This window comes from Frankiales bacterium, assembly GCA_016125335.1.
In the GTDB taxonomy this organism is placed as follows: Bacteria; Actinomycetota; Actinomycetes; order S36-B12; family CAIYMF01; genus Longivirga.
Genome location: WGLY01000011.1, coordinates 87675 through 111021, shown reverse-complemented (window position 1 = coordinate 111021; position 23347 = coordinate 87675). Strand labels below are relative to the sequence as shown.

General features: G+C 73.5%; 21 protein-coding genes. 4 read left to right on the top strand and 17 right to left on the bottom strand.

The features are described 5' to 3' along the window. Window positions 1-5: 5 nt before the first annotated feature. From GC157_07020 to uvrA, 12 genes are all read right to left on the bottom strand, one after another. Window positions 6-785 (bottom strand): histidinol-phosphatase, encoded by a 780-nt coding sequence (locus GC157_07020; protein ID MBI1377216.1) that lies wholly within the window; start codon window positions 783-785, stop codon window positions 6-8. A 153-nt stretch (window positions 786-938) separates the two neighbouring features. Further along, on the bottom strand, window positions 939-1271 hold the full coding sequence (locus GC157_07015) for an RNA polymerase-binding protein RbpA (protein ID MBI1377215.1): 333 nt from the start codon (window positions 1269-1271) through the stop codon (window positions 939-941). 36 nt (window positions 1272-1307) lie between these two features. After that, complete coding sequence (gene secG / locus GC157_07010) at window positions 1308-1541, bottom strand: preprotein translocase subunit SecG (protein MBI1377214.1); 234 nt, start codon at window positions 1539-1541, stop codon at window positions 1308-1310. Between the two features lie 116 nt (window positions 1542-1657). Next, window positions 1658-2458: a triose-phosphate isomerase gene (locus tag GC157_07005; GenBank protein ID MBI1377213.1), complete on the bottom strand. Its 801-nt coding sequence runs from the start codon at window positions 2456-2458 to the stop codon at window positions 1658-1660. Window positions 2459-2461: 3 nt separating this feature from the next. Continuing rightward, a complete protein-coding gene (gene pgk, locus GC157_07000) occupies window positions 2462-3664 on the bottom strand; it encodes a phosphoglycerate kinase (protein ID MBI1377212.1) in 1203 nt (400 codons plus the stop codon). Between the two features lie 8 nt (window positions 3665-3672). Continuing rightward, complete coding sequence (gene gap / locus GC157_06995) at window positions 3673-4677, bottom strand: type I glyceraldehyde-3-phosphate dehydrogenase (protein ID MBI1377211.1); 1005 nt, start codon at window positions 4675-4677, stop codon at window positions 3673-3675. 139 nt (window positions 4678-4816) lie between these two features. After that, window positions 4817-5800 carry a DNA-binding protein WhiA gene (gene whiA / locus GC157_06990; protein ID MBI1377210.1) on the bottom strand — a complete coding sequence of 328 codons (984 nt, stop codon included), beginning with the start codon at window positions 5798-5800 and terminating at the stop codon, window positions 4817-4819. A 90-nt stretch (window positions 5801-5890) separates the two neighbouring features. Continuing rightward, window positions 5891-6817, bottom strand: a complete 927-nt coding sequence (yvcK, locus tag GC157_06985) for a uridine diphosphate-N-acetylglucosamine-binding protein YvcK (GenBank protein MBI1377209.1) — start codon at window positions 6815-6817, stop codon at window positions 5891-5893. Window positions 6818-6879: 62 nt separating this feature from the next. After that, window positions 6880-7707 carry an RNase adapter RapZ gene (gene rapZ / locus GC157_06980; GenBank protein MBI1377208.1) on the bottom strand — a complete coding sequence of 276 codons (828 nt, stop codon included), beginning with the start codon at window positions 7705-7707 and terminating at the stop codon, window positions 6880-6882. Between the two features lie 141 nt (window positions 7708-7848). Continuing rightward, window positions 7849-9798 carry an excinuclease ABC subunit UvrC gene (gene uvrC / locus GC157_06975; GenBank protein MBI1377207.1) on the bottom strand — a complete coding sequence of 650 codons (1950 nt, stop codon included), beginning with the start codon at window positions 9796-9798 and terminating at the stop codon, window positions 7849-7851. Between the two features lie 46 nt (window positions 9799-9844). Then, window positions 9845-10342 (bottom strand): Rieske 2Fe-2S domain-containing protein, encoded by a 498-nt coding sequence (locus tag GC157_06970; protein MBI1377206.1) that lies wholly within the window; start codon window positions 10340-10342, stop codon window positions 9845-9847. Between the two features lie 49 nt (window positions 10343-10391). Next, window positions 10392-13289: an excinuclease ABC subunit UvrA gene (gene uvrA / locus GC157_06965; GenBank protein ID MBI1377205.1), complete on the bottom strand. Its 2898-nt coding sequence runs from the start codon at window positions 13287-13289 to the stop codon at window positions 10392-10394. 237 nt (window positions 13290-13526) lie between these two features. Between uvrA and GC157_06960 the strand changes: the two genes are divergently transcribed. Genes GC157_06960 through GC157_06950 form a run of 3 tightly spaced genes read left to right on the top strand, consistent with a single transcriptional unit; the run spans window position 13527 to window position 16414 of the window. Next, the gene (locus GC157_06960) at window positions 13527-14162 is read left to right on the top strand and encodes a maleylpyruvate isomerase family mycothiol-dependent enzyme (GenBank protein MBI1377204.1); all 636 of its coding nucleotides are present in this window, start codon (window positions 13527-13529) and stop codon (window positions 14160-14162) included. 45 nt (window positions 14163-14207) lie between these two features. After that, window positions 14208-14864, top strand: coding sequence for an MBL fold metallo-hydrolase (locus GC157_06955; GenBank protein ID MBI1377203.1), 657 nt, complete (start codon window positions 14208-14210; stop codon window positions 14862-14864). Beyond that, entirely contained in the window at window positions 14858-16414 is a 1557-nt protein-coding gene (locus GC157_06950; GenBank protein ID MBI1377202.1) for a M1 family peptidase, read from the top strand. The genes GC157_06955 and GC157_06950 overlap by 7 nt, the downstream gene beginning before the upstream one ends. Before the next feature lie 33 nt (window positions 16415-16447). Here GC157_06950 and GC157_06945 read toward each other — a convergent pair whose 3' ends face one another. From GC157_06945 to GC157_06925, 5 genes are all read right to left on the bottom strand, one after another. Further along, window positions 16448-16627: a hypothetical protein gene (locus GC157_06945; protein MBI1377201.1), complete on the bottom strand. Its 180-nt coding sequence runs from the start codon at window positions 16625-16627 to the stop codon at window positions 16448-16450. 125 nt (window positions 16628-16752) lie between these two features. Continuing rightward, window positions 16753-17772, bottom strand: coding sequence for a TerC/Alx family metal homeostasis membrane protein (locus GC157_06940; protein ID MBI1377200.1), 1020 nt, complete (start codon window positions 17770-17772; stop codon window positions 16753-16755). A gap of 54 nt (window positions 17773-17826) precedes the next feature. Continuing rightward, window positions 17827-19935, bottom strand: coding sequence for an excinuclease ABC subunit UvrB (uvrB, locus tag GC157_06935; protein ID MBI1377199.1), 2109 nt, complete (start codon window positions 19933-19935; stop codon window positions 17827-17829). Between the two features lie 108 nt (window positions 19936-20043). Further along, complete coding sequence (locus GC157_06930) at window positions 20044-20649, bottom strand: dephospho-CoA kinase (GenBank protein ID MBI1377198.1); 606 nt, start codon at window positions 20647-20649, stop codon at window positions 20044-20046. Between the two features lie 89 nt (window positions 20650-20738). Continuing rightward, window positions 20739-22205: a 30S ribosomal protein S1 gene (locus tag GC157_06925; GenBank protein MBI1377197.1), complete on the bottom strand. Its 1467-nt coding sequence runs from the start codon at window positions 22203-22205 to the stop codon at window positions 20739-20741. Between the two features lie 116 nt (window positions 22206-22321). Here GC157_06925 and GC157_06920 point away from each other — a divergent pair, with 116 nt between their 5' ends. Then, the gene (locus GC157_06920) at window positions 22322-23194 is read left to right on the top strand and encodes a methyltransferase domain-containing protein (GenBank protein MBI1377196.1); all 873 of its coding nucleotides are present in this window, start codon (window positions 22322-22324) and stop codon (window positions 23192-23194) included. The last annotated feature ends 153 nt before the right edge of the window (window positions 23195-23347 follow it).

Here is a 23347-nt window from a genome sequence, read left to right as displayed (position 1 = left end):
TGCCGTCAGGCGCGGACCCAGAAGTCGTGCGGCGCCGCCCCGCCCCGGAACCCCGCGGCGGCCGCCACCTGAGCCGCCTCGCGGAAGCCGCGGGCCAGCGCGGCCGGCTCGTGGGCGTCGCTGGCGAAGCTGATCGCCCGGCCGCCCTCCTCGCGCCACCAGCGCAGCACCACCGGCTCCAGCGGGCGACGCGTGTTGAGCTCGAGCACGCGGTCGGCCCGCGCGAGCGTGCGCAGCGTCTCGCGCACGTCGTCCTCGACCACGGCCGGGTCGAACGGACCGGCGGCCGCCTGCGGCCAGTAGCGCAGCGGGTAGTCGATGTGGGCGAGCACCTCGAAGTCGTCCCAGGTGGTGATCAGGGTGCGCAGCTCGGCCAGGTAGCGCCGCAGCACCGCGTAGGGATCGCCCTCGCCGAGGCCGAACCCGACGTCGCGCCACTCGCCGGGCGGACCGTAGGGCTCGGCGTGCACGGACGCGAGCACCCGCTCGAAGGCGCCGCCGCGCAGCACCGAGCGCACGGCCTCCGGATGGCGGTGGGGCTCGCCGGACTCGATGCCGGTGAGGATCCGCAGCGACGGGAACCGCTCGCGGCAGCGCTCCACCTCCGCGAGGTACCCGGCGACGTCGAACGGCCGCGGCGCCATCACCCCGTCGTCCACCATGGGCCACCAGTGGCCCGGGAGGCGAGCGTCGTCGCCGAGGCGCCAGCGCCAGTGGTCGACGTGCTCGGTGAACGCCACCGACGGCAGGCCCAGCTCCACCGCCCGGGCGCAGGTGGCCGCCATGTCGCCCGTGTCGGTGTCCCAGGACCACTGGGAGTGGACGTGGTCGTCGGCGGGGTGCTGCGTCGTCGGCTCGTCCGCGCTCACCCGTCCAGCATGCCGTGAGGGCCCCGCCCGGGATCCGGGTGGGGCCCTCACGGGCGGTGCGGGGAGACGCTACTTGTCGCGCAGCTTGGCCAGCGCCTCGTTGAGGATCGCCTCGCCGTCGGCGTCGCTGCGCCGCTCCTTCACGTAGGCGAGATGGGTCTTGTACGGCTCGATCTTGGGGGCCGCGGGCGGGTTGTCCTTGTCGCGACCGGCCGGCAGGCCGCAGCGCGGGCAGTCCCAGGTCTCCGGCACGGCGGCCTCGGTCGCGAAGCTGGGCCGGGTCTCGTGGTTGTTGGCGCAGTAGAACGCCACCCGGTGGCGGGGTGCGGCGTCGCCGCGCTCCGCCTCGCCCATCGGCCCGGCGCCCACACGGCTGCCACGGATCGCACTGCCACTGGCCACAGGTGGTGCCCTTTCTCGCGGACGGACGTACGGGGGTCAGGCCGACTTGAGCAGCAGCCCGAGCCCGATGATGAGAGCGGCCCAGAGCACGCCCAGGCCGATCGTGATGCGGTCGAGGTTGCGCTCGGCCGCGCTCGACCCCCCGAACGAGGAGGAGATGCCGCCGCCGAACATGTCCGACAGTCCCCCGCCCTTGCCCTTGTGCAGCAGCACGAGGACCACGAGGAGAGCGCTGATGATCATCAGCAGGATCTCGAAGGCCAGGACCACGGCGGTGCTCATTCCTCTCGTCTCGCGTCGCAGGCCCGACGCGTCAGGTCAGGATACGTGACCCGGCCCCGGACCGGGTGCCGCACCGCCGTCCCGGGTCGCCCGGCGGTCGTGGCTCAGGAAGCCTCGGCCGGGTGCAGCCGGAACTTCGCGATCGCCACGAACTCGTCCGGGTCGAGGCTCGCGCCGCCCACGAGGGCACCGTCGACGTCCGGCTGGGCCATGATCGCGGCCACGTTGGACGCCTTGACCGAGCCGCCGTAGAGCACGCGGACGCCGTCGGCGAGCTCGCCGTCGTAGAGCTCGGCGAGCCGGCCCCGGATGGCCGCGCAGACCTCCTGGGCGTCCTGCGGCGTCGCGACCTCGCCGGTGCCGATCGCCCACACCGGCTCGTAGGCCACGACCAGGCTGCGGGCGCTCGCGGCGGGCAGCCCGGCGAGGGCGCCGTCGAGCTGGGCCAGCGTGTGCGGCACGTGCGTGCCCGCCTGGCGGACGTCGAGCCCCTCGCCCACGCACAGGATCGGCACCAGGCCGTGGCGGTAGGCGGCGCGCACCTTGGCGCCCACGACCTCGTCGGTCTCGGCGTGGTACTGCCGCCGCTCGCTGTGGCCCACGACGACGTAGGTGCACCCGAGCTTGGCCAGCATGGCGCCGCTGACCTCGCCGGTGTAGGCGCCCTTGTCGTGCTCGGAGAGGTCCTGCGCGCCGTAGCGCAGGTCGAGCTTGTCGGCGTCGATGAGGGTCTGCACCGACCGGATGTCGGTGAAGGGCGGCAGCACCGCCACCTCGCAGGCGGCCAGGTCCGCCTCGGAGAGCGCGAAGGCGAGCTTCTGCACCACCGCGATGGCCTCGAGGTGGTTGAGGTTCATCTTCCAGTTGCCCGCCATGAGCGGGAGCCGGCCGGTCCGGTCTGCCACGGGTCAGTCCTCCAGGACCGCGATGCCGGGGAGGGTGCGACCCTCGAGGAACTCCAGCGACGCGCCGCCGCCGGTGGAGATGTGGGAGAAGCCGGACTCGTCGATGCCCAGCAGCCGGACGGCCGCGGCGCTGTCGCCGCCGCCCACGACGGTGAGGCCGTCGACGCGGGTGATCGCCTCGGCGACCGCGCGCGTGCCCTCGGCGTACGGGGCCATCTCGAACACGCCCATCGGCCCGTTCCAGACCACCGTGCGGGCGTCCGCGAGCCGGTCGGCGAACAGGGCGCGGGAGTTGGGCCCGATGTCCAGGCCCATCCAGCCGTCCTCGATGTCGTCGACCGACACGTCCTTGTGCTCGGCGTCGGCCGAGAACGCGGTCGCGACGATGACGTCGACGGGCAGCACGAGCTCGACGCCGCGGGCCTCCGCGGTGGCGATGAGCCCGCGCACCGTCTCCACCTGGTCGGTCTCGAGGAGCGAGGAGCCCACGTTCTTGCCGAGGGCGGCCAGGAACGTGAAGCACATCCCGCCGCCGACGAGGAGCCGGTCCACCGAGGTGAGCAGGTTCTCGATCACCCCGAGCTTGTCGCTGACCTTCGACCCGCCCAGCACGACGGCGTAGGGCCGGTCCGGGTCGCCGAGCACCGTGCGGAAGACCTCGACCTCGGCGAGGACGAGCCGGCCCGCCGCGTGCGGGAGCAGGGTGGCGACGTCCGAGACGCTGGCCTGCTTGCGGTGCACCACGCCGAACCCGTCGCTGACGAACACGTCCGCGAGCGAGGCCAGCTCGCCGGCGAGCTCGGCCCGGGCGGCGTCGTCCTTGCTGTCCTCGCGCGCGTCGTAGCGCACGTTCTCGAGCAGGCAGACGTCGCCGTCGCCCAGCGCCGCGACCGTGTCGCGGGCCGAGGGGCCGGTGACGTCGGCGGCCAGGGCCACCGGGGCCCCGAGCAGTTCGGAGAGCCGGGCGGCGACGGGCGCCAGCGAGAGCTCCGGCTTCGCCTCGCCCTTGGGCCGGCCGAGGTGCGCCACGAGCACCACCCGGGCGCCGCGCGAGCGCAGCGACTCGATGGTGGGCAGCGCCGCGCGGATCCGGCCGTCGTCGGTGATGTGTCGCGTGCCGTCGCCGGCGTCCTCGAGCGGGACGTTGAAGTCCGCCCGCACGAGGACCCGGCGACCGGCGACGTCGAGGTCGTCGATCGTCTGCACGGCGCGTCCTACAGGGAGGCGCCGACGTACGACACGAGGTCGACGAGACGGTTGCTGTAGCCCCACTCGTTGTCGTACCAGCCGAGCACCTTGGCGGTGGAGCCGATCGCCTTGGTCATGCCGGCGTCGAAGATGCAGGACGCCGGGTTGGTGACGATGTCGCTGGAGACGATCGGGTCCTCGGTGTACTCGAGGATGCCCTTGAGCGGGCCCTCCGCCGCCGCCTTGACCGCGGCGTTGATCTCCTCGGCGCTGACCTCGCGCGCGAGCGTGACGGTGAGGTCGGTGGCCGAGCCGGTGGGCACCGGCACGCGCATGGCGTAGCCGTCGAGCTTGCCCTTGAGCGCGGGCAGGGCCAGGCCGATGGCCTTCGCCGCGCCGGTGCTGGTCGGGATCATGTTGATCGCGGCGGCCCGGGCACGACGCAGGTCCTTGTGCGGGTAGTCGAGGATCACCTGGTCGTTGGTGTAGGCGTGGATCGTGGTCATGAGCCCGTTCTCGATGCCGAACGAGTCGTTAATGACCTTCGCCATGGGCGCCAGGCAGTTGGTGGTGCAGGACGCGTTGCTGATGATGGTGTGCGCGGCCGGGTCGTAGACGTCCTGGTTGACGCCCATCACGATCGTGGCGTCCTCGCCCTTGGCCGGCGCCGAGATGATGACCTTCTTGGCGCCGCCCGCGACGTGCCCCTTGGCCTTCTCGGCGTCGGTGAAGAAGCCGGTCGACTCGACCACGACGTCCACGCCGAGGTCGCCCCAGGGCAGCTTGGCGGGGTCGCGCTCGGCCAGCGCGACGATCTTCTTGTCGCCGACGAGGATCGAGTCCTCGGACGCCTTCACGTCGGAGCCGAGGCGGCCCAGGATGCTGTCGTACTTGAGCAGGTGCGCCAGGGTCGCGTTGTCGGTCAGGTCGTTGACGGCGACGATCTCGACGTCGGCGCCCTGCGCCAGCAGCGCGCGGTAGAAGTTGCGGCCGATACGGCCGAAGCCGTTGATGCCCACACGAACGGTCACGGGTCTTCAGTCCTCGTCTTGGGTCGACAGACGACAGCCGGCCTCGTTGCCGGCTCTTCGGTCGCGGGGCACCGACGGTGCCCGCGTGGCGTCTCCGACCCTATCGGACGCGTGGAAGCGGTTGCGTGCCGCCGAGAGCTCAGTCGGTCTCGACGAGATCGGCCGGGATGCCCGCCTCGGTGTCCGGGATGCCGAGCTCCGCGGCGCGCTTGTCCGCCAGCGCCAGCAGGCGGCGGATGCGGCCCGCGATGGCGTCCTTGGTCATGGGCGGGTCGGCCAGGGCGCCGAGCTCCTCCAGGGAGGCCTGCTGGTGCTCCATGCGCAGCCGGCCGGCGTCCGCGAGGTGGTCGGGCACCTCGGCGCCGAGGATCTCCAGCGCGCGCGACACCCGGGCGCCCGCGGCCACCGCCGCCCGGGCCGAGCGGCGCAGGTTGGCGTCGTCGAAGTTCGCGAGCCGGTTGGCCGTGGCCCGCACCTCGCGCCGCATGCGGCGCTCCTCCCACGCCAGCACGGACTCGTGCGCCCCCAGCCTCGTGAGCAGCGCGGCGATGGCGTCGCCGTCGCGGATGACCACGCGGTCGACGCCGCGGACCTCGCGCGGCTTGGCCGCGATCCCCAGCCGGCGGGCCGCCCCGGAGAGCGCCAGCGCGGCCTCCGGGCCGGGGCAGGTGACCTCGAGCGAGGACGAGCGGCCCGGCTCGGTGAGCGAGCCGTGGGCCAGGAACGCGCCGCGCCAGGCCGCCTCCGAGTCGCACAGCGACCCGTTGACGATGGCCGTGGGGAGCCCGCGCGCGGGGCGGCCCGACGCGTCGACGAGCCCCGTCTGCCGGGCGAGCTGCTCGCCGTCGGAGTGCACGCGGACGAGGTAGCGGTTGCCCTTGCGCAGCCCTCCGGGGTGCACCACGGCCATCTCGCTGGAGTGGCCGAACACCTCGGCGATGTCCTTGCGCAGGCGTCGCGCGGCGAACGCGGTGTCGAGGTCGGCCTCGATGACGATCTTGCCGCCCACGATGTGCAGCCCCGATGCGAAGCGCAGGATCGCCGACACCTCGGCCTTGCGGCAGCAGGGCTTGGTGATCGTGAGGCGCGCCAACTCGTCCTTGACCGCTGCCGTCATCGCCATGCCGGGCATCCTGCCACCCGGGTCAAACACCCTGCTCCCTGAGTGGGGGCTGCCGGACGGTCGGGCCCCGGCGTGGGTCCATCCAGCGCTTCAGCGGCCGAGCACGCCGCCGAACGCCGAGGCCAGCAGGTCGACGTCGTGCGCGGGCGATCCGTCGCGGCTGGCCACCGACGCGAGCACGACACGGGCGCCGAGGCGGGCGGCCGCGTCCGCGAGGGCGTCGACGTCGCCGACGAGGCCCGGGTCGGCGATGACGGTGTCCACCCGCAGCGCGGGGACCTGCGCATGGAGCACCTCGAGATGACGGTGCGGCGAGAAGCCGTCGGTCTCCCCCGGCTGCGCCGCGAGGTTGAGCACCACGACCACGCGGCCCGTGGCCTGTGTGACGGCGCGGCCGATCCCCGGCACCTGCAACGGCGCGAGCACGCTGGTGAACCACGAGCCCGGACCGAGCACGACGGCGTCCGCCGCGGCGATCGCGTCCACCGCTGCGGGGCACGCCTCGGCGTCGGGCGGCTCGAGGTGCAGCGCCACCACCTCGCCGCGCGTGGTGGCCACCTCGACCTGCCCCACGACGCGCTCGACCGCCGCGGGGTCCTCCGGGTGCAGGCCGGCGACCTCCGCGACGACCTGCAACGGCCGCGTGGCCACGGGCAGCACGCGGCCGTGCGCGCCGAGCAGCGCGCCCACCCAGTCGAGCCCGGCGACGATGTCGCCGGTCTCCTCCCACAGGGCCGTGATGAGCAGGTTGCCGACCGAGTGCCCGGCCAGGTCGCCGGAGCCGGCGAACCGGTGCTGCACGACCCGGCTCCACGTGCGGCCCCAGGTGTCGTCGCCGCACAGGGCCGCCAGCGCCATCCGCAGGTCGCCCGGCGGCACGACGTCGAACTCGTCGCGCAGGCGGCCGCTGGAGCCGCCGTTGTCCGAGACCCCGACGACGGCGGTCACGTCGTCGGACACGCGTCGCAGCGCCCGCAGGGAGGCGGCCAGCCCGTGACCGCCGCCCAGCGCCACCACACGCGGGCCGGTGCGCACGGATCCCGGCGCGGCCAGGGTGCGCCGCCCGGGCGGGACGACGCTCACTCGCGGCCCAGGTCGCGGTGGACGACGAGCACCTCGACCCCGTCCTTGACCAGCCGCGCAGCGAGGTTCTCGGCCATGGCCACGCTGCGGTGCTTGCCCCCGGTGCAGCCGACGGCGACCGTGACGTAGCGCTTGCCCTCGCGCAGGTAGCCGTCCGAGACCAGGTCGAGCATGCCGGCCATCGCGTCGAGGAACTCGCGGGCGTGGGGCTGCCCGGTGACGTAGTCGCTCACGTCGGGGTCGAGCCCGGTGAGGTCGCGCAGCTCCGGCTCCCAGTAGGGGTTGGGCAGGAACCGGACGTCGTTGACGATGTCGGCGTCGATCGGGATGCCGTACTTGAAGCCGAACGACATCACCGTGGCCCGCAGCCGCACCTGGTCGTCGCCGCCGAAGGCCGCGTCGATCTTGCGTCGCAGGTCGTGCACGTTGAGGTCGGTCGTGTCGATGACGAGGTCCGCGCGGGCGCGCAGGTCGCCGAGCAGCTCGCGCTCGCGGGCCAGGCCCTGCAGGACGGTGGACGAGCCCTGGAGCGGGTGCGGGCGGCGGCTGGACTCGAAGCGCCGCACCAGCTCGTTGTCGCGGGCCTCGAGGAAGAGCACGCGCAGGTCGAGCCCCGCGTTCACCACCTGCTGGAGGCTCTCCGCGAGGTCGTCGAACACCCGCCCGCCCCGCACGTCGACGACGACCGCCACGCGCTGCGCGCCGACCTCGTGCACGACCTGGTCGACGGCGTCCATGAGCAGCGCCGGCGGGAGGTTGTCGATCACGAACCACCCGATGTCCTCGAGCGCCCGGGCCGCCGTGGAGCGGCCGGCGCCGGACATGCCGGTGACGAGCACGAGCTCGAACGAGGGGTCCGTGATCACGAGGTCCTCCCTGACGGCCGGGCGGCGCCCGGGCTCCTGGTGTGCCGGCACGAGCGTGTCACACCCGGACGCGTGCGCCCGGCAGCCCGGCCCCCGGTGTCAGTCGAGGATCTCGCCGGTGGCCGTGTTGACCGCGGGCGCCGGCGCCTCCGCGGCGAGCGCGTCGACGACGGCCTGCGCCACGGTGGGGCCGATGCCGGGGACCGTGGCGAGCTCGTCGGCGGTGGCCGCGCGCAGCCGCTTGAGCGAGCCGAACTGGCGCAGCAGCGCCTTCTTGCGGGCCTCGCCGAGGCCGGGCACGTCGTCGAGCAGGCTCTCGACCATGCGCTTGCCGCGCTTCTGGCGCTGGTAGGTGATGGCGAACCGGTGCGCCTCGTCGCGCACCCGCTGGAGCAGGTAGAGGCCCTCCGAGGCGCGCGGCAGGATGACCGGGTCCGGGTCGCCGGGCAGCCACACCTCCTCGAGCCGCTTGGCGAGGCCGACCACCGCGACGTCGGTGACCCCGAGCTCGGAGAGCGCCGCCTGCGCGGCCTCCACCTGCGGCTGGCCGCCGTCGACGACGAACAGCTGCGGCGGGTAGGCGAACTTGCGGGGGCGGCCCGTGACCGGGTCGATGCCGGGGTTCGGGTCGTCCGGGTCCGGCTGCTCCTCGAGGAGCCGGCGGAAGCGGCGGGTGACGACCTCGGCCACCGACCGGGTGTCGTCGCTGACGCCGTCGCCGGCGGCGCCGCGGATCGCGAAGCGCCGGTACTCCGACTTGCGCGCCAGGCCGTCCTCGAAGACGACGAGGCTCGCGACGACGTCGGTGCCCTGGAGATGGGAGACGTCGACGCACTCGATGCGCAGCGGCGCCTCGGACAGCCCCAGGGCCTCCTGGAGCTCCTCGAGCGCCTGGCTGCGGGTGGTGAGGTCGCCGGCGCGACGGGTCTTGTGCAGCACGAGCGCCTGGGCCGCGTTGCGAGTGACGGTCTCGAGCAGGTCGCGCTTGTCGCCGCGCTGCGGCACGCGCAGCTCCACGTGGCTGCCGCGCAGGCCGGACAGCCACGCGGTGCTGGTGGCGGCGTCGGGGGGCAGCACGGGTACCAGCACCTCGCGGGGCACGGAGTCCGGCACGACGTCGCCGTAGAGCTGCTGGAGCAGGTGGTCGACGAGGTCGGAGGTGGAGACCTCCTCGACCTTCTCCACGACGAACCCGCGCTGGCCGCGCACGCGTCCGCCGCGCACGTGGAAGACCTGGACGGCTGCCTCGAGCTCGTCCTCGGCGATGCCGACGACGTCGGCGTCGGTGCCGTCGCCGAGCACGATCGCGTTCTTCTCCAGCGCGCGCTCGAGCGCCCGGAGGTCGTCGCGCAGGCGGGCGGCCCGCTCGTAGTCGAGCTCGGCGGCGGCGGCCTTCATCTCACGCTCGATGCGCTTGGTGTAGGCGACGGTCTGCCCGGACAGGAACGCGCAGAAGTCCTCGACGATGCGCCGGTGCTCCTCGGCGTCCACCCGTCCCACGCACGGCGCCGAGCACTTGCCGATGTAGCCGAGCAGGCACGGGCGCCCGATCTGGCCGTGCCGCTTGAACACCCCGGCGCTGCAGGTGCGGGCCGGGAAGACCCGCAGCAGCAGGTCGACCGTCTCGCGGATCGCCCACGCGTGGGCGTAGGGACCGAAGTAGCGCACGCCCTTGCGCTTAGCGCCGCGCATCACCGTGATGCGGGGGAACTCCTCGTCGAGGGTGACCGCTAGGTAGGGGTAGCTCTTGTCGTCGCGGTAGCGCACGTTGTAGCGCGGGTCGTACTCCTTGATCCAGGAGTACTCCAGCTGCAGGGCCTCCACCTCGGTGCCCACGGTGACCCAGTCGACCGAGGCTGCCGTGGTCACCATGGCGGCCGTGCGGGGGTGCAGCGCGGCGACGTCCTGGAAGTACGACGCGAGCCTCGAGCGCAGGCTCTTGGCCTTGCCGACGTAGATCACCCGGCCCGTGCGGTCGCGGAACCGGTACACGCCCGGCGAGTCGGGGACCTCCCCCGGTGCCGGGCGGTACGTCGCGGGATCGGCCACTCTCTGCGCTCTCGTCGGTGGTGGGGGGGGCACCCGGCCCCCGGGGCTAGGGCAGCGTGATGGTGCCGCCGGAGACCGTGATGGTCTCGGCCGGCAGCGGGGCCGGGGCCGGGCCGCCCTGCACGGACCCGTCCGCGATGGAGTACGTGCTGCCGTGGCACGGGCAGACGATCACGCCGTTGGTCACGCCGGCCACGATGCAGCCCTGGTGGGTGCACACGGCGCTGAAGGCCTTGAACTCCCCGGCGCTCGGCTGCGTGACGACGATCTGACGGTCGGCCAGCACGGTGCCGCCGCCCACGGGGACGTCCGAGGTCGGGATGGTGGCGGCGCCGCCGGCGCTGCTCCCGCTCCCGGCGGACGTGTCGCTCGCAGCGGGGGTCCCCGCGGTGCCCGAGCTGCTCCCGCAGGCGGTCGTGACGGCCGCGGCTGCCGCCACCACACCACCGGCCACCAGCACGCGACGGCGGGTCGGCTCGGCGGCGGGGGCGGGCTGCACGGGCAGCAGCGCGGGGGCGGGGGTCGTGGCCGGGCGGTCGGTCATCGGGGCTCCTCGGGGCGGCAGTGGCGGACGGCGCGGCGGTGCGACAGGCTCACGCGGCGCCCTTGGCCTTGCGTCGCGTGGACGAACGGGCCCGGGGCCGGGGTTCCCGCACGCCGAGGACGTCGCGCAGGAACACGCCGGTGTGGCTCTCGGGGACGGCGGCGATCTCCTCGGGGGTGCCGGTCGCGACAACGGTGCCGCCCCCGGTGCCGCCCTCCGGGCCCATGTCGACGATCCAGTCGGCGGTCTTGATCACGTCGAGGTTGTGCTCGATGACCAGCACCGAGTTGCCCTTGTCGACCAGCGAGTGCAGCACGCCGAGCAGCTTGCGGATGTCCTCGAAGTGCAGGCCGGTGGTGGGCTCGTCGAGCACGTACACGGTGCGGCCGGTGGACCGCTTCTGCAGCTCGCTGGCCAGCTTCACCCGCTGCGCCTCGCCGCCGGACAGCGTGGTGGCCGGCTGGCCGAGCCGCACGTAGCCGAGGCCCACCTCGACCAGCGTGCGCAGGTGGCGCGCGATGGGCGGGACCGCCTCGAAGAATCCGAGGGCCTCCTCGATCGGCATGTCGAGGACCTCGGCGATGGTGCGGCCCTTGTAGTGCACCTCGAGCGTCTCGCGGTTGTAGCGGGCGCCGTGGCACACCTCGCACGGCACGTAGACGTCGGGCAGGAAGTTCATCTCGATCTTGATGGTGCCGTCGCCGGCGCAGGCCTCGCAGCGCCCGCCCTTGACGTTGAACGAGAAGCGGCCCTGCAGGTAGCCGCGCATCTTCGCCTCGGGCGTCTCGGCGAAGAGCTTGCGGATGTGGTCGAACACCCCGGTGTAGGTGGCGGGGTTGGACCGCGGGGTGCGCCCGATGGGGCTCTGGTCGACGTGGACGACCTTGTCGAGGTGGTCGAGGCCGCGCACCCGGCGGTGACGGCCGGGGACGGCCCGCGCGCCGTTGAGCTCGCGCGCGAGGGTCGTGTAGAGGATGTCGTTGACCAGGGTGGACTTGCCCGAGCCGCTCACCCCCGTGACCGCGACGAAGCAGCCGAGCGGGAACGCGACGTCGACGTCCTTGAGGTTGTGCTCGCGGGCGCCCTCCACGAGCAGCTCGCGGCCGGGGGTGGGCGGCCGGCGCACGGCCGGCACCTCGATCGAGCGCCGCCGGGCGAGGTAGGCGCCGGTGAGCGAGTCCGGGTGGTCGAGCAGGTCCTGCACGGTGCCCGAGACCACGACCTGCCCGCCGTGCTCCCCCGCACCCGGGCCGATGTCGACCACCCAGTCGGCCTGGCGGATCGTGTCCTCGTCGTGCTCGACGACGATGAGGGTGTTGCCGAGGTCGCGCAGGCGCACGAGGGTCTCGATCAGGCGGCGGTTGTCGCGCTGGTGCAGGCCGATGCTCGGCTCGTCGAGCACGTAGAGGACGCCGACGAGCCCGGAGCCGATCTGGGTGGCCAGGCGGATCCGCTGGGCCTCCCCGCCCGCCAGCGTGCCGGCCGCGCGGTCGAGGCTGAGGTAGTCGAGCCCGACGTCGACGAGGAAGCGCAGCCGCTCGTTGACCTCCTTGAGCACGCGCTCGGCGATCTGGCGCTCGCGCGGGGAGAGGTCGAGGTCGGCGAGGAACAGGGCGCACTCGCCGATGGGCAGGGACGCGACCTCGGCGATCGAGCGGCCGCCCAGGGTGACCGCGAGGCTGATGGGCTTGAGACGTGCCCCCTGGCACGACGGGCACGGGACCTCGCGCATGTAGCCCTCGAAGCGCTCCCGGCTGGTGTCGCTGTCGGCCTCGGAGTGGCGCCGCTCGACGTACGGGATCACGCCCTCGAACGCGGTCCGGTAGCTGCGCTCGCGGCCGTAGCGGTTCTTGTAGCGGACGTGCACCTGCGTGCTGTGGCCCTGGAGGATCGCCTTGCGCGCCTTGGCCGGCAGCGACTCCCAGGTGTCGTCGAGGGTGAAGCCCAGCTCGTCGCCCAGGGCGGCGAGCAGGCGCTCGAAGTACTCGCTGATGTGGCCGCTGGACCACGGCCCGATCGCGCCCTCGGCGAGGGTCATCGACGGGTCGCTGACGATGAGCTCCGGGTCGACCTCCATCCGCGTGCCCAGGCCGGTGCACTCCGGACAGGCGCCGAACGGCGAGTTGAACGAGAACGAGCGGGGCTCGAGCTCCTCGAACGACAGGCCGTCGTAGAGGCAGGCCAGGTGCTCGGAGAACATCCGCTCGCGCTCGGGGTCGTCGTCGGGCAGGTCGACGAACTCCAGCGTGACCAGGCCGCCGGACAGGCGCAGCGAGGTCTCGATGGAGTCGGTGAGCCGCCGCTTGGCGTCGGCCTTGACCGCGAGCCGGTCGACCACCACCTCGATGGTGTGCTTCTCCTGCTTCTTGAGCGTGGGCGGCTCGGCCAGCGAGTGGACGACGCCGTCGACCCGCGCCCGGGAGAAGCCCTGGGTCTGCAGCTGCCGGAACAGGTCGGCGTACTCCCCCTTGCGCTCGCGCACGACCGGGGCGAGCACCTGGAAGCGGGTGCCGGGCTCGAGCTCGAGGATGCGGTCGACGATCTGCTGGGGGGTCTGCCGGGCGATGTCGCGCCCGCAGACCGGGCAGTGCGGGCGGCCAGCCCGGGCGTAGAGCAGGCGGAGATAGTCGTAGACCTCGGTGATCGTGCCGACCGTGGAGCGCGGGTTGCGGTTGGTGGACTTCTGGTCGATCGAGACGGCCGGCGAGAGCCCCTCGATGAAGTCGACGTCGGGCTTGTCCATCTGCCCGAGGAACTGCCGGGCGTAGGCCGAGAGGCTCTCGACGTAGCGGCGCTGGCCCTCGGCGAAGATCGTGTCGAACGCCAGCGAGGACTTGCCCGAGCCGGAGAGCCCGGTGAACACGACCATGGCGTCGCGCGGGAGGTCGAGCGAGACGTCCTTGAGGTTGTGCTCGCGGGCACCGCGGACGACGAGGCGATCGGCCACACCAGGTCCTGTTCTCGAGTCGAGGCGTCCCGGCCGGGGGCGCACGGGACCCGGCCGCGCCTGCCAGGGGCAGCACGGCCGCGGTCCAGGCTAACCAGGAGGTCCGACAGCCACATTCCCACGTCCGCCGAGGGCGTGGGAGCGGAGCGGTACGGTTCGGCCGTGACCGACCCCCGCCACCCGGAGCCGGGCCCGCCGGCGCCCGCGACCGAGGCCGACCTCGCGGACCTCGCCGACCTGGCCGCGGCCACGGCCCGGCTGCTCGCCTCGGCGGACTCCCTCGACGACGACGCCGTGCGCGCGCCCTCGCTGCTGCCCGGATGGACCCGGGGGCACGTGCTCAGCCACCTGGCGCGCAACGCCGACGGCATGGCCCGGACGGCCCGCGGCGTGCTGGCCGGCGTCCCGGCGCCGATGTACGACTCCGCCGAGGCCCGGGAGGCCGCGATCGAGCAGGGGGCGGGGCGACCGGCCGCCGAGATCGCCGACGACGTGCGCCGCTCGGCCGAGGGGCTGGCCCCCGTCCTGGCCGAGCTGGCGGGCGCGGGCGAGGAGGTGCTCGGCTCGCTCGTGCTGTTCGGTCCGCCCCAGCTCGGCCGGGTGCCCGACCAGCCCGCGCGCAGCCTGCTCTTCGGCCGGCTGCGGGAGGTCGAGGTGCACCACGTGGACCTCGGGCTGCCGTCCTACCGCCCCCCGGACTGGCCGGCCGCGTTCGTGGAGCGCACGCTGCTGTGGGTGCACGCCCGCACCGGCCCCATCGACGTCGTGGGCGAGCCCGCCGAGGTGCTGGCGTGGCGGATCGGCCGCGGGGCCGGGCCCAGCGTGCGACGGCTCGACGGCTCCGAGCCCGGCGACCCGCCCGCGGGCTGGTAGCCGGGACGGCGGGCCACACCCGCCGCGGCAGGAGAGGATGACCCCGTGACCTACACCGGCAACGTCTCCGTCGGCGGCGACGCGGACGTCCGCGAGCTGCCCGCCCTGGTGATCTCCAAGCTCGCGGTGGGCCCGCACGACAACAACGCCTACCTCCTGCGCTGCACGGCCACCGACGAGCAGGTGCTCGTCGACGCCGCGGCCGAGCCGGAGCGCCTCCTCGAGCTGGTCGGCGACGGCGGCCTGGCCGCCGTGGTCACCACGCACGCGCACCGTGACCACTGGGGCGCGCTGGCGGAGGTCGTGGCGGCCACGGGCGCCCGCACGCTCGCGCACGCCGACGACGCCGGCGACATCGGCGTCGCCATCGACGAGACCGTGCCGGACGGCGGCACCGTGCACGTGGGCCACGTCGCGCTCACGGCGATCCACCTCGTGGGGCACACCCCGGGCTCGATCGCCCTGCTGTACGACGACCCCACGGGCGCTCCGCACCTGTTCACCGGCGACTGCCTGTTCCCGGGCGGGGTCGGCAACACCTGGAAGGACCCGGAGCGGTTCGACTCGCTCTACTCCGGGGTCGTGGGGCGCATCTTCGACCGCCTCCCCGACGAGACCTGGGTCTACCCGGGCCACGGCCGCGACACGACGCTCGGGGCCGAGCGCCCGCACCTGGCCGAGTGGCGCGAGCGCGGCTGGTGAGCCGCCCCGGGCCGGCCCGCCGGGCCCGCGCCCGCGCGGCCACCCCCGCGGCGGCCCTGGCCCTCGGCGCCCTCCTCGCGGGGTGCACCGGCGGCGGCCCGGCGGCTGCGCCCACCGGCTCCTCCCCTGCGCCCGGGCCGGCGTCGTCGTCGGCACCCGCCGTGGTGGACGACGGCGTGCCCTCGGCCGGCGCCGACGGCGCCGGGGACCCGTACTTCCCCCTCGACGGCAACGGCGGCTACGACGCCCTGCACTACGACCTGCGCGTGTCGGTGGGCGCCGACCTGCGCACGATCACCGGCGACGCCACGCTGACGGCGCGCACCACCCAGGCGCTCTCCGCCTACGACCTCGACCTGCACGGGCTCACGGTGTCCTCGGTGACGGTGGACGGGCGCGCGGCCCGGTGGGAGCGCGACGGGCAGGAACTGGTGATCACCCCCGCTGCCCCGCTGCGCGCCGGGACGACGTTCCGCACGCGGGTGCGCTACGCCGGCTCCCCCACGCTGCTGCCGGGCGACGACGGCGTGCAGAACGGCTGGTACGTCGGGCAGGGCGGCGCCGCGGTGCTCGGCGAGCCGCAGGGCGCCTCCGTGTGGTTCCCGGTGAGCGAGCACCCCTCGGACAAGGCGACGTACACCGTCACGGTGTCGGTGCCGCAGGGGCGCACGGCGGTCTCGAACGGGCTCCCCGTCGGGCCCCCCGTGACGGCCGGGGGTCGCACCACGTGGCGGTGGCGCACCCAGCACCCCATGGCCTCCTACCTGGTGCTCCTCGCGGTCGGCGACCTCACCCTGCACCGGTGGACCACGGACTCCGGCCTGCCCGTCGTCGACGCCGTGGGGCCGGGGGTGCCGGCCTCGGCGAACGCCGCCCTGGCGCGCCAGGGCGAGGTGATCGACGTCCTCTCCGCGACCTTCGGCCCCTACCCGTTCGAGGCCGCCGGCGCGGTCGTCGTGCCCGAGGTGCCGCAGGTGGCGCTCGAGACCCAGACCCGCCCGGTGTACGGCGCGCCCATCATGTCCGGCGACCACCCGGTGTACGTGCTGGCCCACGAGCTGGCCCACCAGTGGTTCGGCGACAGCGTGTCGCTCTCGTCGTGGCGCGACGTGTGGCTCAACGAGGGCTTCGCGACCTACGCCGAGTACCTCTGGGGGCAGCACGTGGACGGCCTGGACCCGGCCACGATGATCACGCGCGAGCTGAGCAGCGCCCCGGCCGACGACCCGTTCTGGACCACCGACATCTCCGACCCGGGCCCGCAGCACCTGTTCGACGCAGCGGTCTACTACCGCGGCGCCTGCGTGCTGGAGGCGCTGCGCGAGGTGGTGGGCGACGACGCCTTCCGCACCACGCTGCGGCGCTGGGCGGCCGAGCACCGCGACGGCAACGGGACGACCGCCGCGTTCGTGGCCCTCGCGCAGCAGGTGAGCGGGCGCGACCTCACGGCCGTGTTCGACACCTGGCTGTACTCCACCCACAAGCCGGACGGCTGGGACCCGGCAGCGGTCGCCGCAGCGGCCCCGGTCGGGTCGGCTCCCACCGCCTGACGCCGGCCCTCGGCCGGCACCGGGCCGGCGGGCTCACGGCCCCCAGGTGCCCTCGCGGCGGAACGCCGGAGGCTCGCCGGAGATCCCGTGCTGCTGGCTCCCCGGCCGCACCCCCCGCACGCCGCGGTTGCCGTGCCGCCGCGACCAGAGCAGGAGCGCCACCACCACGACCACCACCGCGACCAGCCCGAGCAGCAGCTCCACCGCGCCCACGTCCTCCCGTCGGCGGGCGGTCGGCTCGGCGCCGGGCCCGACGGCTCGCGCCGCGCTCCCAGGCTAGGCGAGCGTGCAGGATCACGGCGATGGCGAGGAGGGACACGTTCGTCCTGCCGGCGGCGCTAGCCCGCGGCCCCGCTCGCTCGCCTGCGGGACACCACGAGGCTCGTGGCCGCCGTGACGGCGAGCGCGGTGACGATGAACGCGAGGCTGACGCCGATCGAGGGCACCCAGACGTCGTAGGGCTCGCCGCCGTTGAGGAAGGGCACCGTGTTGGTGTGCATCGCCTCGAGCACCAGCTTGACGCCGATGAAGCCGAGCACCACCGCCAGCCCGATCGACAGGAACACGATCCGGTTGAGCAGGTCGCCGAGCAGGAAGTAGAGCTGGCGCAGGCCCAGCAGGGCGAAGACGTTCGTGGCGAAGACGATGTAGGGCTCGGAGGTGAGCCCGTAGATCGCCGGGATGGAGTCGAGCGCGAACAGCACGTCGGTGGTGCCGAGCGCGATGAGCACCACGAGCATCGGGGTCCACACGCGTCGTCCGTCGACCACGGTGCGGATCGCGGTGCCGTGGAACTCGTGGGTGGCGTTGGGCAGGCGCTCCAGCCGGCGCACGAGCGCGTTCTCGTGGTACTCGTCGTCGCCGGTCTCGCCCTCGCGCACCAGCCGCACGGCGGTGACCACGAGGAAGAGCCCGAAGAGGTAGAACACCCAGCTGTAGCGGGCGATCACGGCCGCGCCGAGGGCGATGAACACGGCCCGCAGCGCCAGCGCGATGAGGATCCCCCACATCAGCGCCGCCTGCTGGAGCACCCGCGGCACGGCGAAGCGCGCCATGATCAGCAGGAACACGAACAGGTTGTCGACCGAGAGGCTGTACTCGGTGATCCAGCCCGCGTAGAACTCGGTCGCGCGCTCGTGGCCGGCCCAGGCGCCCAGCACGAGGCCGAACACCACCGCGAGCCCCACGTAGAGGGACAGCCAGCGCAGGCACTCCGCCGTGCTCGGGATGTGCGGGCGCCGCCCCACGATGGCGAGGTCCACCACGAACAGCACCAGGAAGAACCCGAGCGTGGCCGCCCAGATCGTGCCGGGGATGTCCACTGGCGTCCTTCGGGCGGCGGCGGGCGGGGTGGCCATCCTCGCACGGGGGCGAGCGGCCGGGTGCGGGCACGACCGCTCACCCGGACCGGCTCAGGCGTGGCCTGCGGCCTGCATCGACCGCAGCTCCTTCTTCAGGTCGGAGACCTCGTCGCGCAGCCGGGCCGCCACCTCGAACTGGAGCTCGGCCGCGGCGGCGTGCATCTGGTCGGTCAGCTGGCCGATCAGCTCGGCGAGCTCGCGCGCGGGCAGCCCCTTCACCTCGAGGCCGGCGGCGGCCCCCGAGGAGGACATGCCGGGCACCGGCGCCTTGCCCCTGCTCTGGGTGCGCCCGGATCCGCCGAGCAGCTCCTCGGTGTCGGCGTCCTCGCGCGTGATGAGGTCGGTGATGTCGGCGATCCGGCGGCGCAGCGGCTGCGGGTCGACGCCCATCGACTCGTTGTAGGCCACCTGCTTGGCCCGGCGGCGGTTGGTCTCCTCGATCGCCTTGGCCATCGACGGCGTGACGGTGTCGGCGTACATGTGCACCTGGCCGCTGACGTTGCGGGCCGCGCGCCCGATGGTCTGGATCAGCGACGTGCCCGAGCGCAGGAACCCCTCCTTGTCGGCGTCGAGGATCGCGACGAGGGACACCTCCGGGAGGTCGAGACCCTCGCGCAGCAGGTTGATCCCGACGAGGACGTCGAACAGGCCGAGGCGCAGCTCGCGCAGGAGCTCGATGCGGCGCAGGGTGTCGACCTCGGAGTGCAGGTAGCGCACCCGGATGCCCTGCTCGAGCAGGTAGTCGGTGAGGTCCTCGGCCATCTTCTTCGTGAGCGTGGTGACCAGCACGCGCTCGTCGCGCTCGGTGCGCGCCCGGATCTCGCCCATGAGGTCGTCGATCTGGCCCTTGGTGGGCTTGACCACCACCTCAGGGTCGACCAGACCGGTGGGCCGGATGACCTGCTCGACGACGTCGCCCTCGACCCGCGACAGCTCGTAGGGCCCGGGAGTGGCCGAGAGGTAGACGGTCTGGCCGATGCGCTCGACGAACTCCTCCCACCTCAGCGGCCGGTTGTCCATCGCGCTGGGCAGGCGGAACCCGTGCTCGACGAGGTTGCGCTTGCGGCTCATGTCGCCCTCGAACATGCCGCCGATCTGCGGCACCGTCACGTGGGACTCGTCGATGACGAGGAGGAAGTCCTCGGGGAAGTAGTCGAGCAGCGTGTTGGGCGCGGTGCCGGCCGAGCGGCCGTCGATGTGGCGGGAGTAGTTCTCGATGCCGGAGCAGAAGCCGACCTGCCGCATCATCTCGAGGTCGTAGGTGGTGCGCATGCGCAGCCGCTGCGCCTCGAGCAGCTTGCCCTGACGCTCGAGCTCGGCGAGGCGCTCCTCGAGCTCGACCTCGATGCCGGCGATCGCCCGCTCCATGCGCTCGGGACCCGCGACGTAGTGCGTGGCCGGGAAGATGTAGAGCTCGTCGTCCTCGGTGAGCACCTCGCCGGTCAGCGGGTGCAGGGTCATGAGCCGCTCGACCTCGTCGCCGAACATCTCGATCCGGACCGGGTGCTCCTCGTAGACCGGGAACACCTCGATGGTGTCGCCACGCACCCGGAAGGTGCCGCGGGTGAAGGCGAGGTCGTTGCGGGTGTACTGGATCGACACCAGCCGGCGGAGGAGGTCGTCGCGGTCGTACTCCTCGCCGACCTTGAGCCGGGCCATGCGGTCGACGTACTCCTGCGGCGTGCCCAGGCCGTAGATGCACGACACCGAGGCCACCACGACGACGTCGCGCCGGGTGAGCAGCGAGTTGGTCGCCGAGTGCCGCAGCCGCTCGACCTCCTCGTTGACCGAGGAGTCCTTCTCGATGTAGGTGTCCGTCTGCGGGATGTAGGCCTCGGGCTGGTAGTAGTCGTAGTAGCTGACGAAGTACTCGACCGCGTTGTTCGGCAGCAGCTCGCGGAACTCGTTCGCCAGCTGGGCGGCGAGGGTCTTGTTGGGGGCCATCACCAGCGTGGGCCGCTGGAGCTTCTCGATGAGCCAGGCCGTGGTGGCCGACTTGCCGGTGCCCGTGGCACCGAGCAGGACGACGTCGCGCGCGCCGCCCTGGATGCGACGGGCCAGCTCTTCGATGGCGGCCGGCTGGTCGCCCGAGGGCCGGTAGTCGCTGACGACCTCGAAGGGCGCCACGGTGCGCTGGAGGTCGGTGACGGGGCGGGCCATGCCGCCACGGTACGACGGCCCCCCGACAACGGCCCAGGTGGACGTCGCGCCCTGAGCGAACGCGGCACGGGTGGCCCGCGCGCGCCGCCCCGGCCCGGCCGGGTCAGGTCAGGTCGCCGACGGGGCGAGCGCGGCCCAGAGGACGTCGACCCGCGCGTCGAGGTCGGCGAGGTCGCCGTCGTTCACCACCACGTGGTCGGCGATGCGTCGGCGCTCCTCGTCGGTGGCCTGGGCAGCGATCCTGGCCCGGGCGTCGGCCTCGGACAGCCCGCGCGTTACGAGCCGCTCCACCCGGGCGGCCAGCGGGGCCTCCACGACCACCACAGCGTCCAACCCCTCGACGCGGCCCAGCGCTCCCCCGGCGGACTCGGCCAGCAGCGGGACGTCGTAGACCACCACCGCGTCCGGGGGCGCCGCGGCGATGAGCTCGGCCGAGCGGGCGCCGACGAGCGGGTGCACGATCGCCTCGAGCGCGCGGCGGCGCTCGTCGTCGGCGAAGACCAGGGCCGCCATGGCCGCGCGGTCCAGGCGGCCGTCGGCGGTGAGCACCGAGGGCCCGAACTCCGCGGCGACCGCCGCCAGGCCCGGGGTTCCGGGCTCGACCACCTCGCGGGCGATCGCGTCGGCGTCGACCACGACCGCGCCGTGGCGGGCGAGCCGTGCCGAGACCGCGCTCTTGCCCGAGCCGATGCCCCCGGTGACCGCGACGCGCACGGGGCGAACCTAACCGGGGGCCGCCCCGGACGCGCAGGAGCCCCCGACCACGAGGTCGGGGGCTCCTGCGGTGGTGCGGTGACCCGGGGTCAGGCGCCGGTGAGCTTGTCGCGCAGCGCCTGCAGGGCCTCGTCGGTGGCGAGGGTGCCCGAGGCCTCCGGGGCGGGCGAGGCGTAGGACTGCCCACCCGTCTCGGCGTTCTCGGTGACGCCGGCCTCGGCGTCGGCCTTGCGCTGCTCGGCCACCTGCTTCTTGTGGGCCTCCCAGCGGGAGTGGGCCTCGGCGTACTGCCGCTCCCACTCGGCCTGGGCCGCCTCGTGGCCGGGCAGCCACTCGCCGGTCTCCGGGTCGAAGCCCTCCGGGTAGACGTAGTTGCCCTGCTCGTCGTAGGTGGCGGTCATGCCGTAGAGAGCCGGGTCGAAGTGCTCGTCGTCGGCCCCGGAGATGCCCTCGGAGGCCTGCTTGAGCGACAGCGAGATGCGACGTCGGTCGAGGTCGATGTCGATGACCTTGACGAAGATGTCGCTGCCCACCGCGACGACCTGCTCCGGCAGCTCCACGTGGCGCTCGGCCAGCTCGGAGATGTGGACCAGGCCCTCGATACCCTCGTCGACCCGCACGAACGCGCCGAACGGCACCAGCTTGGTGACCTTGCCGGGGACGACCTGGCCGATCTGGTGCGTGCGGGCGAACTGCTGCCACGGGTCTTCCTGCGTGGCCTTGAGCGACAGGGACACGCGCTCGCGGTCCATGTCGACGTCGAGGACCTCGACCGTGACGGGCATGCCCACCTCGACGACCTCGGACGGGTGGTCGATGTGCTTCCACGACAGCTCGGAGACGTGCACGAGGCCGTCCACGCCGCCGAGGTCGACGAACGCGCCGAAGTTGACGATGGACGAGACGACGCCGGAGCGGATCTGGCCCTTCTGCAGCTGCGTGAGGAAGTTCTGCCGGACCTCGCTCTGCGTCTGCTCGAGCCACGCGCGGCGGGAGAGCACGACGTTGTTGCGGTTCTTGTCCAGCTCGATGATCTTCGCCTCGAGCTCCTTGCCGACGTACGGCTGGAGGTCGCGCACGCGGCGCATCTCCACGAGGGAGGCAGGGAGGAAGCCGCGCAGGCCGATGTCGAGGATGAGGCCGCCCTTGACGACCTCGATGACGGTGCCGGTGACGACGCCGTCCTCCTCCTTGACCTTCTCGATCGTGCCCCAGGCGCGCTCGTACTGCGCGCGCTTCTTGGACAGGATCAGACGGCCTTCCTTGTCCTCCTTCTGGAGGACCAGGGCCTCGACGACGTCGCCGAGCGCCACGACCTCGTGCGGGTCCACGTCGTGCTTGATGGACAGCTCGCGCGAGGGGATGACGCCCTCGGTCTTGTAGCCGATGTCGAGCAGGACCTCGTCGCGGTCGACCTTGACGATGGTGCCCTCGACGATGTCGCCGTCGTTGAAGTACTTGATGGTCTCGTCAACTGCAGCCGCGAAGGCCTCGGCGTCGCCGATGTCGTTGACTGCGATCTGCGCGACCGCGGGGTTGTCGATGGTGGACGTCATGGAGTGAAGAGCTCCGGTGGATGGGTGTCGTGACGGGTGCGACGGCGGGCCCTCATCATGCGGCGCGGTCCGGGCAGGGGCCTGTGCGGCTCTCGCGGTGGGTCACGACGAACGACATGCGCGTGCCTGCTCGGTCCGAGGCGCGCGCAGGCCCGCGACGCACCCGCAAGGATACGGACGTGGCTGATCAGGGGTCAAACCGCCCTCACCGCTCTGACGTGGGAGAACGCGACTCCGTCCGGGCCTCCCGGAGGTGGTGGGACGCCGAGGCGCCGGCCTACGCCGCCGAGCACGGCGCCTTCCTGGGCGACGACCGGCACGGCGGCGACCTCGTCTGGGGCCCGGAGGGCTGGACCGAGGCCGAGCTGGGCCTGCTCGGGCCGGTCGAGGGCCGCCGGGTGCTCGAGGTCGGTGCCGGAGGCGCGCAGGGCTCGCGCTGGCTGGCCGCGCAGGGCGCGCGCCCGGTGGCGCTCGACGTCAGCCACGCCATGCTGGCCCATGCCCGGGGCCGCCGGCCGACGGTGCCGCTGGTGCAGGCCGACGCCGCCGCCCTGCCGCTCGCTTCCCGGTCCTTCGACCTGGCCTGCTCGGCGTACGGCGCGCTCCCCTTCGTGGCCGACCTGTCCGCGGTCCTCGCCGAGGTCGCCCGGGTGCTGCGCCCCGGCGGCCGGTGGGTGTTCTCCGTGACCCATCCCGTGCGGTGGGCGTTCCCGGACGCCCCCGGGCCCGAGGGCCTCGTCGCGGACCGCCCGTACTTCGACCGCACCCCCTACGTGGAGCGCGACGAGGACGGCACCGCCACCTACGTGGAGCACCACCGCACCCTCGGCGACACCGTGCGCGCCCTCGTGTCGTGCGGGTTCACCGTGCTCGACCTCGTGGAACCGGAGTGGCCGGCCCGCAACCGCGAGACCTGGGGCGGCTGGTCGCCCCTGCGCGGCGCCGTCATCCCCGGCACCGCCATCTGGGTCGCGGAGCGTTCCCGCTGAGCGGTGGCTGGCGCGGCGGCCGGATGCCTCAGGACCCCGGGCCTGGGTCCTAGGTCGGAGCTCACCCGTTCGGCCCCGCAGGGCATCAGCCGGCCGCCGCGCCGGTCGATGTCCTCCGTGTGCGCAGGTCTGTCGGCTCCCTGCTCGCCACCG

Excerpts from the sequence above, each read along its gene's own strand:
- GC157_07020 (MBI1377216.1), bottom strand. The coding sequence starts at position 785 with ATGGCGGCCACCTGCGCCCGGGCGGTGGAGCTGGGCCTGCCGTCGGTG.
- whiA (MBI1377210.1), bottom strand. The coding sequence starts at position 5,800 with ATGGCGATGACGGCAGCGGTCAAGGACGAGTTGGCGCGCCTCACGATC.
- rapZ (MBI1377208.1), bottom strand. The coding sequence starts at position 7,707 with ATGTCCGGCGCCGGCCGCTCCACGGCGGCCCGGGCGCTCGAGGACATC.
- GC157_06970 (MBI1377206.1), bottom strand. The coding sequence starts at position 10,342 with ATGACCGACCGCCCGGCCACGACCCCCGCCCCCGCGCTGCTGCCCGTG.
- GC157_06940 (MBI1377200.1), bottom strand. The coding sequence starts at position 17,772 with ATGGCCACCCCGCCCGCCGCCGCCCGAAGGACGCCAGTGGACATCCCC.
- uvrB (MBI1377199.1), bottom strand. The coding sequence starts at position 19,935 with ATGGCCCGCCCCGTCACCGACCTCCAGCGCACCGTGGCGCCCTTCGAG.
- GC157_06925 (MBI1377197.1), bottom strand. The coding sequence starts at position 22,205 with ATGACGTCCACCATCGACAACCCCGCGGTCGCGCAGATCGCAGTCAAC.
- GC157_06920 (MBI1377196.1), top strand. The coding sequence starts at position 22,322 with ATGCGCGTGCCTGCTCGGTCCGAGGCGCGCGCAGGCCCGCGACGCACC.